Annotated in this window: 8 protein-coding genes; 6 read left to right on the top strand and 2 right to left on the bottom strand. The window is 47.0% G+C overall.

Going from position 1 to position 11,223, the window contains the following annotated elements; genetic code table 11:
- Positions 1–428 precede the first annotated feature (428 nt).
- On the top strand, positions 429–1,304 hold the full coding sequence (locus Q8O92_07555) for a hypothetical protein (protein ID MDP2983168.1): 876 nt from the start codon (positions 429–431) through the stop codon (positions 1,302–1,304).
- Positions 1,301–2,425, top strand: a complete 1,125-nt coding sequence (locus tag Q8O92_07550; GenBank protein MDP2983167.1) for an enolase C-terminal domain-like protein — start codon at positions 1,301–1,303, stop codon at positions 2,423–2,425. Before Q8O92_07555 ends, Q8O92_07550 begins: the two co-directional genes overlap by 4 nt.
- 51 nt (positions 2,426–2,476) lie before the next feature.
- On the opposite strand, the gene Q8O92_07545 is transcribed toward Q8O92_07550, so the two are convergent.
- Positions 2,477–3,901: a DUF362 domain-containing protein gene (locus tag Q8O92_07545; protein MDP2983166.1), complete on the bottom strand. Its 1,425-nt coding sequence runs from the start codon at positions 3,899–3,901 to the stop codon at positions 2,477–2,479.
- A gap of 210 nt (positions 3,902–4,111) precedes the next feature.
- The gene (locus Q8O92_07540) at positions 4,112–4,543 is read right to left on the bottom strand and encodes a hypothetical protein (protein ID MDP2983165.1); all 432 of its coding nucleotides are present in this window, start codon (positions 4,541–4,543) and stop codon (positions 4,112–4,114) included.
- Positions 4,544–4,912: 369 nt separating this feature from the next.
- On the opposite strand from Q8O92_07540, the gene Q8O92_07535 reads away from it, so the two are divergent.
- The 4 genes from Q8O92_07535 to Q8O92_07520 all read left to right on the top strand — a co-directional run bounded on the left by Q8O92_07535 (position 4,913) and on the right by Q8O92_07520 (position 11,001).
- Positions 4,913–6,253, top strand: a complete 1,341-nt coding sequence (locus Q8O92_07535; protein MDP2983164.1) for a two-component regulator propeller domain-containing protein — start codon at positions 4,913–4,915, stop codon at positions 6,251–6,253.
- A 194-nt stretch (positions 6,254–6,447) separates the two neighbouring features.
- Entirely contained in the window at positions 6,448–7,473 is a 1,026-nt protein-coding gene (locus Q8O92_07530) for a hypothetical protein (protein ID MDP2983163.1), read from the top strand.
- A 360-nt stretch (positions 7,474–7,833) separates the two neighbouring features.
- Positions 7,834–9,288 (top strand): T9SS type A sorting domain-containing protein, encoded by a 1,455-nt coding sequence (locus Q8O92_07525; protein ID MDP2983162.1) that lies wholly within the window; start codon positions 7,834–7,836, stop codon positions 9,286–9,288.
- A 192-nt stretch (positions 9,289–9,480) separates the two neighbouring features.
- Entirely contained in the window at positions 9,481–11,001 is a 1,521-nt protein-coding gene (locus tag Q8O92_07520) for an amino acid permease (protein ID MDP2983161.1), read from the top strand.
- Positions 11,002–11,223 lie beyond the last annotated feature (222 nt).

Raw genomic sequence — 11,223 nt, 5'->3', positions numbered from 1 at the left:
TTTTCTTAATCTGAAGAGCCTTTTGCAAAAGTCGTGTTTTACATAAAAAGTGATGAGTTTTTTACTTCAGCCCCCTAACCCTCGGTCCCTTTCCCCCGAAGGGGCAAGGGATGTCGTTGCTCCACAGTCTTTTCCTGCCCCATTCAGGGGGAAGGATGTCCAAAGGACACGGGGTCCCCGCTCGTACGAAGTACGTGCGGGGTGGATTGAAGGGGGCTGCGTAAAATAATCTCGACTTTTGCAATTGACTCAAATCTTATTATTTTTTCTTTATCTACCTCAGTTTACCCGATTTACTGAAAATAGGCATCGAATTTACAGAAATCTGTTTTTTATATTATGTTTTCTGCTATTTCATGTATATTTCCAATTCTGTCTGCATAACACATTCAAAAAAACCAACTTACAAAATAACTGGGGGTAAAGCCATGAATATTTCTACTTTTTTTCAGGCTGCACCGAACGTATTCCTTTTCAAATATGCTCCGCTTGCTTTCTGTACCTGGTACATGCAGGTTCTGGGCACCTTTTATTATCTCGCCAACCGGAAAGAGCGGGAACTGATCAAGAAAAATATCCTGACCGTTTTCACGAACAATAGAGAAGCCAAATCAATTATTAAGAGAACCTTTGCCGGGATTTTTTCCCATTACTCCGAAAAACTTATCATGGCTCACCGGAATTATGATATATTAAAGAGAGAGTTGTGGGAGGCTATGGATTACTCAGGTCTTATCCATTTGGATCGTGCTCTGGAAAATGGCGGGGTGGTTTTGGTTACCGGCCATTTCGGGGGAGTGGAGTTTATGCCTCTTGCACTAGCTTTACGCCGCTATCCGGTCACCATGGTGGTTTCATTCCAGACGGAAAGGCTCAAGAAAAGCCTGATGAAACGCGCCGCAGAAGTTAATGTGGAACTCATAGACGCCCATAGCGGGAATGTCATGCAGCAGGCGATTGGGGCGCTCAAACGGGGTCGCATCCTGCTCACCGAATGCGATGAGGTCGATGCCTGGAAAACCAGGAGAGATCGGACCATTCAGGCTTTCGGAGGGGAAATATGGCTGGATCGCTCCCTTGAAGTCCTCTGCCGCCGTACCGATTCCACTGCGCTCGGTTCGTTCATGGTCCGCACCAATAAGGGGTACCGTCTCACCATCGTTCCCATCGGTGATACAGAAAAATCAACGGAACAGAATATGTCCGCTGAAATTCTGAAGACATTCGAACGTTTTGTTTTAATGTTTCCGGATCAGTGGTATCAATGGAAAAAATTCCATAAGATGCGTCCGGAGACCGTATGACGGCCACACCTGTTTTAAAAGTGGATTTCACTCAAGTATTTTCACGGCGGCTTGACTTCCGCATGGATGTCGCGCACAGCCTCGCTTCGCGTTTCTATTCCATAAACATGTTTGTGGAGCTCCGGTCCGCTTCCGGGTTTACAGGGTATGGAGAATGTGTACCTCGTTCCTATGTTACCGGGGAGACTCCCGAAAGTGTTCTCCCGGCTGTTTCCGATCTGCTGCCCCACCTGGCCCGGCAATCATTCTCCTGCCCCCGGGAAGTCATATCCGCACTCAATGGTATCGGTATATCGGACGCTGGTGTCCGTAACCCTGCCGCAATGTGCGCGGTGGAGCTTGCGCTCCTCGATCTGGCGGGAAAACACTGGAACCTGCCGGCTGCGGAAATTCTGGGATTTAACCGGAAAGCGGAGCCTCTCGAATACAGCCTTGTGGTGCCCCTCCTTCCGGAAGCGCAGCTCGAAAAGTTTCTTCGCTATACTTCCACCTTTCATTTCAAGCACATCAAAGTCAAAGTAAACGCCGAGGATCCTGCCGGGCAGGTAAGGAAAGCCCGTTCCTTTCTCTCTCACAGGGCGGAGATACGGGTGGATGCCAACTGTTCCTGGAGCCGTGCCGAGGCGGCGGGATTCATTCATGCTCTTACAGGTGAGGGAGTGGTTTCGGTGGAACAGCCGCTCCCGGCGGATGATCTTGAGGGCATGGCTGAACTGCGGCGGCCCGGCGGTATGCTCGTCACCCTGGACGAGTCCGTGTGCAACCCTTCCGATGTGGAGCGGGCGGCATCCATGGGAGCGTGCGATATGGTGAACGTGCGCATCTCCAAGTGCGGCGGCCTTCTCGGGGCGCTGCGGGTTATCGAGGCGGCCCGGGGGCACGGGCTTGCGGTTCAGCTCGGCTCCCAGGTGGGGGAAAGCTGCATTCTTTCCTGCGCCGGGGCGCACCTGGCGGCGGGAACGTCTTTTTTCACCTGGCTGGAAGGATGTTTCGGCGCCCACCTTCTCAACGAAGACCTGGGGAAAAAACCTTACCAGTTCGGGCATGGCGGAATGTTCATTCCTCCAGATGGCCCGGGCCTGGGGGTAGAAGTGGATACAGAAAGGCTGTATGGAAACTGACAATAAAAGCGGATATTCTGAAACGGAAATAGATGCCTTCCCCCGTTTTGCTCACCAGAACAGCCGCTCCCCGGTTTCAGCCCAGGTGTGCAGGTTGACCCCCAGCCTGTAGCGCTTTATATCCGCCACATTCGCCTTGGAAACTACGCCGTTCCTGATCCAGTAGAGATCTATCTTGTTGACATCGTTTTCGCCCAGTCCCCGCTCTTTGGCGATGCGGGTATAAATAAGCTGCATAGGATTGTGGCCCATAATGTAGGAGCCGACCGCGTCCACCTCGGTGGTGGAGAGACCGACGACGATGATGTTGCAGAGCTCATCTTTGCCTACATCGAACCCGGAGCCGTCACGGCCTATCACTCCCTCGATGATGTTGATGGAGGGTTTGATGGCGGAGGAGGAATCGAGGCCGCGCTGGCACCACTGTTCATCCCACATAAGGTTGGAAATGCCCTTCATGAACTCGGCCTTGTTCCTGACACTGTCCTTGACCTTCCTGAATGCATCCCAGCCGCCCTTTGCCTGATACTTGGAATAGGACTGCTCCTTGTCCCAGTGTTTGAATCCGGCGTCTCGGTGCTTAAGGAACGCCGCCTCAACCCTCTGCTGGTAATTCTCCACGAAATCACGTTTGAAATCGATCCCATACGTCTTGCAGAGTAGCGGCAGCGCATCCCAGGTATCGCAGTAGTGGCCGTACGCTGTCGGCACCGCTCCCTGGAGGTTCTTGGTGGAGAGGGTGGTAAGCCCCAGGTTATGACATTTGAGCTTGGGCATATTGATGAAGAAATTGTCAGGATCGCCGATAGGACGGTAGGTGGGGATATTCTTCCAGAGCACAGGATTGGGGACTTTGTGCCAGTTGAGGTCATCCTTGCGGTAATGGGAGAATTGGTCGTAATTGGCCTCTATCAGGTCGATTTTATGGGCATCGAGGACTTCATAGATGCCGGTCTGGCGGTGGTTGACCACATCGGTGCCGCGGTCGGAAACGATAACGTTGGTGTTGCCCAGCTCACGGAGCCCCTCGATGAAACCCGCCACAAAATCCGGGGCGGTATTGATGCCCACCACCGGGCTGAGGGTTCTGTCCGGCACGGTTGTGAAATTCGGTTTTACCAGGGTCGAGCCGCCCTTCCGGCTGCCTTTGACAAAAAGCTCCCGTACGAGCTTTTTCCCCGCCTGCTCAAGCTGCGGACGGGCTTCCATGAAATTCCCTCTGGCATCCGGAGAGGCGCTCACATTTGTCTCGATCAGAAATACCGCCCGTGGATTGTTCAGAATCTCAGGACGAATCTCCGGCATCACATTCTTAGCTTTTCCGGCCTCGACAATTTCTATGCCTTCGGCCACATTAATCCCGCCGCCGGTTGGAAACGCATGGGAGCAGGTCGGCATCGCCCACTGTGGAACTTCCATGCCAGCCAGCGCCGCCCCGCTCAATGCGGCGGTCCGGATAAACGTTCTTCGTTTCATAACATCCTTTCAATAAATAAGTGCCTGAGTGCCTAAGTTAAGAAACAAAACTATATGGAAAAGTTAATGTCTGCTCTTTGAATCGGTCATGCCGAACTTGTTGCCGCTTCGCGGGAACGATAAAACCGTTTCGGCATCTATCTTTCACCTTGTACCTTGTGTCTTTGTACCTTTGTGCCTCTTCTTTTACTTAGGCACTCAGGCACTCAGTTACTTTGGTATAAGTTTGTTGCTTCTCACCAGCCGGCGCCAAACCATGAGGTTCCCCTTCGCGCGTTTGTCATCGGTGGAAAACACCAGGGTGTTCATATCCTTGAATCGAATCTGAATCTTGACGGCTTTTTCATCGCCGGGCATTACAAATATGCCCGAATAGCGTGTCTGGAAGGGCTGGATGTTGCGGATTATCATTTTCCCGGCGCCGATGTTGTCGCCGAAAAAGCCCGGCGCCGATATAATCTCAGCCACCAGTTCTTTCCCCGGAGTCCGGTGAACGAGTATCGTCAAATTCTTGTCATTCGCCCATTCCCCCAGGATGGGATCCTGGTTCGCCCGGATATTTTCTTCCCCCGCGCACGCCATGAGGAGAAAGATAGTACTTACGAAACATGCAACGGTTAAAAAAATCTGCTTTCTGTACATGGTAACGTCCATCGTGAATTATTCGTCCGCCATTTCAAAAATGACTGCTCCAAAGGGTGTCCGGTTCCTAAAATTAACATTTTTATAGGGAATAATCAAATGATTAAAAAGTGCAGGTAAACGAAATCTGTTTTTTATTAAAGAAGGTAAAACTGCAAAAGAAATTGCCTCTCTATCAGCATCAATACGGTAAAGATTCACAAAAGACACATCATGGAAAAACTGGATGTCCACAGCATAATTGAATTGATGCATAAATTATCGTTTACGGAACCATATCTAATCCTAAAGGATTATTCCATATAGGCCAAAAGGATTAATTCAAAAATCATACCTTTGGGGGATTGACTTTCAGGAGGATGCGGCGCGATGTTTATATCGTATGATGAACCTATTTATTACAATAGTAGAAAATGGATGATCAAGAAACCATTTACATTCGAGGAGCTTATTATGACTTGCCATACATTCGTCTTTACCATGGTTGCACTGGTGTGTTTCACCGCTGCATCCCGAGGAGAGGGGAAGTGGACGAATTACACAACCGCGGACGGGCTCGCTCAAAATACTGTCACATCCATTGTCGTGGACAACCAGGGTGCGCTATGGTTCGGGACAAGAGGTGGCGTATCGAAATTCGATGGTGTTTCGTGGAAAACATACACAACAGCTGACGGCCTTGCTAATAACATCGTTACCTCCATAGCTGTGGACAAAAAAGGTGCGTTATGGTTCGGAACGGACAGCGCTGGCGTATCGAAATTTGACGGAGTTTTGTGGAAATATTATACAAAGGCCGATGGCCTCGCCGAAAACATTATCTCATCCATCGTAGTGGATAAACAAGGCCAGTTATGGTTCGGCACAGCAGACGGAGTATCGAATTTCGATGGAGTTTTATGGAAAACTTACACGACTGCAAATGGCTTGGTTTCTAATACAGTAAGATGTATGGTCGTCGATAACCAGGGTGCGCTCTGGTTCGGAACCAGTGAAGGTGTATCGAAATTTGATGGAAATTCGTGGAAAACATATACCACTGCTGATGGCCTCTCAAATAATTTAGTCTTATCTATCGCCGTTGATAATCAAGGTGTGCTCTGGTTTGGTAACAATGTGACATCAACAGGATTATCCAAATTCGATGGCATTTCATGGAAAACCTACACAACCTCTGATGGCCTCCCCAATAAGCGCATCCTCTCCATTGCAGCTGACAACCATGGCGCAATCTGGTTTGGCATAGGCGATAGTGGAGGTATAACTAAATTCGATGGTTCTAACTGGAAAACTTACACTACTGCAGATGGTCTAGTCAGTAATTACGTATGGTCTATTGCAGTTGACAGACAGGACGCTCTCTGGTTTGGTACGAGTTATGGAGTATCGAAATTTGAAGAGGAAGGCCCAACTCGTATATCAAATTCTCAAAGTCTGAATCATCCCGAAACTTTTGGCATTCGTGAAGTTTACCCGAATCCATTCAATTCTACAACAACAATTAATTTCATAATCTCCCGTCCTGGAAATGCCAGACTTTCGGTGTATAATATTTCCGGGCAACTGATTGAAACACTTGTTAATGGAATAATGAACGCTGGAAACCATAAGATCACTTGGAACGTTTCCCATAGCGCCTCGGGCGTGTATCTTGTAGTACTGGAGTCGGGAGAAATAAGAGATATACAAAAGGTGATGTTTCTTAAATAGAACTGAAATTAATTTTCATATTGGTTTTTTGCTCAAAACATTCACTCCCGGTTTAGTAGTATAATCTGAAATAACAGTTAAAAAAAATTTAACAAAATAATAAGAAAGGTAGATAAAGTATGAAAAAATGAGTCTTGTTTTATGGATGGTCTATATTAAAACCAAAATTATAATCATATCGAAAGGAGCAAATTATGTTTCTTCGAAATATTAAATTATTCCTTTTCGTCATAGTGTATGGAATTACCATTATTCCCAATGTATATGCAGGTAAAGTATATTATGACAATTTTGATACCTTCGAAAACATGCTTCGAAGTGCTGATCTAATAATTCTTGGTTCGGTAGTCAGTACAAGAAATGCTGAAGAACCTTACAAAAATTTTATGCAGATTGCCCGCTATTCAGAATTTAGCATCGAAAAAATAATTTCGAATAAGATAGATTTTAACCAACAAAAAATCGAAATTAAAACTATTGATGCTATGATTTTTAATGGTGAGAACATTTTAGCTCATATACCACAGAAAGCCCAGAAGGGAGAACGTTATATCGCTTTAATAAAAAAAAGAGATAATGGATATTATCTAATCTATGATAATTCTAGCCTTATTCCAATTTTAGCCGAAAAAATTCAAAATTCAGATGAAATTGTTGATTCTTACATGCAAAAAATCCGCTTATTTATCTCTTCAGATGAAAAAGTATTCCACGGATACAAACAGCCAATATACCCTGAGCAAAATCAAAAAATTAATGCTGCGGCTAAATCAACAGTAATTGTGGATTGGACTTATGCACTTCGCTCAATAAGTGGAAAATTTTTCAGAACTTATTCAACCCCTACTACATCACAATGTACATATACCTTACATATAAATCCATCCGGATCTCAAGATGGCAATGGAAATTATATAGGTTTTGCAGCCTTAAAATCAGTAGTCGATAGTGCTTGCAGTGATTGGAATATAATATCAGGTGCCAATATTTCATTCACTATCGATGAGAATGATTCTACTAGTTCTCATGTTCCAAATAATGGTATATCTACCATAACATTTGATACTTCTGGGGTTCTTTGGGGTGAAAATTCAGGGGGCGATATATATTTAAATGCTAACAAGAAATGGAATCTTCCGGGCCAATCTGCAGGCGATGCAAATCTAAGAAAAACAATTGCTCATGAAATGGGCCATTTCGTTAATGTTGATGATTTATGATATGATATGAGTCCCATTGACACCTTATATATTGCTCAAGGTATAAAACAAAATTTAATGTGGCATAGTGGAGATGCGGATCCAAGTATTGAATCTCCACAGGATGGAGATAAAGCAGGAGCTATTTTCTGTAGAACGGATTTCAGCGAATCCCCTGGACTTGATGCAATATATTATATTGGGACTATGTCAAACATTACAAGTAACCTTACAATTTCCTCTGGTAGAAGAATTGAGATTGATGGGGTTGGTACAACTGATGCCGCAGTATTTGCTTCCGGAGTTAAAATTAATGTTTATGGTACACTTGATTTAAATTCCGCTAACCTCGCCGCTTCAGGAGGATCATATTGGAGTGGTATGGACATATACAATGGAGGTACACTGAATGTATTAACTGATGATTGCACCATTGAAAATGCCGATTGCGGTATTGATATCTATTCCGGATCGATACTGAATAATGGCAATAATACCCTTACCATAAAAAATTGCCGTCAAGCCGGATTATGGGGCGACAATACTACAACACCCATACGCAACATACTCTGCGACAATACCTCGACTTCAAGTTACCAAAACGGCGCAATATCGGTTTCCGGTTCGACTTCAGCGCCGAGAATTAGCAGGGTGACAGTGAAAAATTCCTGGTTAGGGTTGAAAATCGGAACTTCCACAACCAATCCCATGGCGTGTGTAGATTCGAGCCATATACAACCAAATACACAGGAAGGTATTGCTGTCCTATCAAATTGCCGGGTTGATTTGAACGGATATAACAACATCTATCATTCGAGCGGGTATAAGGCGCTTAATAATCCTTCCACCGGCTCCATCGATGCTCAGTACAACTATTGGGGATCTTCGGCGAATCCCCCGACCTGGAGCGATATTATTTCCTTCCCCGATGTGGTAACCAAGACAAATTATGTTACAACGCCGTATGACAGTACCTCTGTAGCCGGTGTTTACAAACGGGCTTTAATAGCAGAAAACCAGAAAAGCTTGTATGAACAGGCGGAAAACCTCGAAACATCAGGCTACTGGAGGGGCGCCCTCGATATATACGGAAATCTGCTTACCCAGGAAAAAAATCCCGGAGACAGGCAATTCATCATATTGTCAATATTAAGAATATGCGATAATTCCAGCCATGATTATTCAGGTCTGAGGGGAGTTGTGACCGATGAATTGAAAATCGCTTCCACCTGGCAGAAGGCGTCACTGGATTTTATTCTCTGCGATCTTCTGCTCCGCGAAGGCAGGCCGAATGAAGCGCGCGATGCCTACCTGAAAAAGATGGAAGATTACAAGGGCACGGCGATGGAAGTGGAGATGCTTACGCGCGTCGCCCAGATAAACGGGGATTATCTTCATGATAAAGCGCAGGCAAAGGTGTATGCGGAAAGAGCCGCGCTGTTGAATCCCGGACAGGAAAGCCTTCGTTTGGCGTACGCCTCGGCGGATATGAATTACAATCCATGGCAATATACGGATAAATTCAAAAAAGGTACTTTTGGCCTTCAACCAGAACCTGAAACGGCAAAAAATATTGTGAAAGAATACGTTACCATTTCCCCCAACCCCGCCAACCCCCTGACCACAATCACCTACTCGCTGGCTTCACCCACGAAAGTCAGATTGGACATCTTCGCGGTAAACGGCCAGAAGGTAGTCACCCTGGTGGAAGGTACGGTGAGCGCTGGGGTGCACGCAGTGAAATTCGACGGCTCCCGATACGGTTCCGGCCTCTATTTCTACCGGTTCGCATCGGATAGGTTTACCAAAACAGGCAAGATGATGTTATTGAAATAACCTCTTTCGCTATAAACTACAAGGGGCGGGATTGAAACCCGCCCTGTTTTAAATAAAATCCCTGTCGAATATACCGGCAGGGATTTTTTTGTCCTTTTTCATGCCGGAATATAAAAATCCCTTGTTTATACGACCTCCGGCTGTTTTATTCTCTTTTCCACAAGTCCTCAATACATGTATCCAGGGAGTTTCATGCCTTCGGAACCATCTCTAAAAAAGCCCGAACTGATCCGCCAGATCGGCCTCATAACTGTAATAAGTTGCGGAATCGGTTCCATAATTGGTTCGGGGATATTCAAAAAGCCGGGAGTGATGGCCACCCAGCTTGGATCGCCGGAGCTCCTGGTGCTGGTCTGGATTGTTGCAGGGCTGATGACCCTGTTCGGATCTCTTTCCGTCGCTGAAATATCCGGAATGTTCACCGACTGCGGAGGGCAGTACTCCTATTTCAACCGCACCTATAACCGGTTCGTGGGTTTCCTCTACGGGTGGGCTGTGTTTGCCATCATCCAGACCGGCTCCATCGCTTCCCTGGCCTACGTTTTTTCCGATTCCCTGGGATATTTTCTCCATTTTCCGCGTCTGCCTGTTTCATGGGAATCATGTGCGCTCCACATCCCGTTTCTGGGGGATATCACTCCTTTCAAGTTCTTCGGGCTCAAGCTCTGCACCATAGCCCTCATTATGTTCCTGACCATGATAAACTACCTGGGAGTCAAACTCGGAGGGGCTATCCAGATTCTGTTCACCAGCATGAAAGTGTTGACCATCACTGTCATCATCGTCTGCGCGTTCAGCCTGGGTCAGGGTGATGCCGCCCATTTTTCGGAGTCCACAATCGCTCCCGGAACCTCGTTCTCCTCCATTTTCCTTGCTTTCATCATTGCCATGTCCGGTGCATTCTGGGCTTACGACGGCTGGATCAATGTGACCTATATCTCCGGGGAGATAAACAATGTTCAGAAAACGCTCCCCCGCTCAATGCTCATCACCGCGGTCACGGTGATGATTATCTATATTCTTGTCAATCTCGCGTATATCTATGTTATCCCGGTGGGAGAAATGGCCGCCAAGTACACCGGAGCGGAAGCCCAGGGACAGTCTTACCTGGTGGCCACCGATGTCGCCCGGACTTTTTGGGGAAACTGGAGCGGGAGCCTCATAGCGGTCGCAATCATGATCTCCACCTTTGGCGCAATGAACGGAACAATTATGATGACCGCCCGGGTGCACTATTCCATGTCACGGGAGGGACTGTTCTTTCGGAAAATCGGTGAAATCAATCCCCGATTCAGAACCCCCGGCCCTTCACTGATGGTACAGGGAATCTGGTCGTCTTTGCTGGTGCTCAGCGGTACTTTTGACCAGCTCACCGACATGCTCATCTTCGTGAGCTGGATATTTTATGCCGCCGCTGCATTCGGGGTTATTATCCTGCGCCGCAAAATGCCTGATGCACATCGCCCGTACAGGGTGTGGGGATATCCGGCGGTGCCGATTCTTTTTGTCCTGTTCGCTTCGATTTTTGTGGCATTTACTCTCTACACCGACATCACCGGATTCCTTAGCGGAAGGATGCCGCTTATCAACTCTCTCATGGGCGTACTGCTCGTGTCGCTGGGCATCCCGGGATACCTGTACTGGGAGAGAAAGAGACGGAAGAACAGTGGTTTACTTGCAGAAGAAAATAAGGACGATACATGCACGACTTGAACTTGTTTTTTTAAGAAGTCATACAGAACCTGTTCCGGCATCTATACATGACGACATAAATAATTGCGCGTGTTTTGAGTGTTTAGATCCTGAAACGAGTTCAGGATGTAGCGGACTCTTCGACAGGCTCAGAGTCCGCTGACCGAGCACTGAGCTTGTCGAAGTGCACGTGTCATGCCGAACTTGTTGCCGCTTCGCGGGAACGAACCGTTTCGGCATCTA

The organism is Candidatus Latescibacter sp., assembly GCA_030692375.1.
Taxonomy (GTDB): Bacteria; Latescibacterota; Latescibacteria; order Latescibacterales; family Latescibacteraceae; genus JAUYCD01.
Note: the sequence above shows the minus strand (reverse complement) of the source record. Positions and strands in the feature narration are given on the sequence as shown.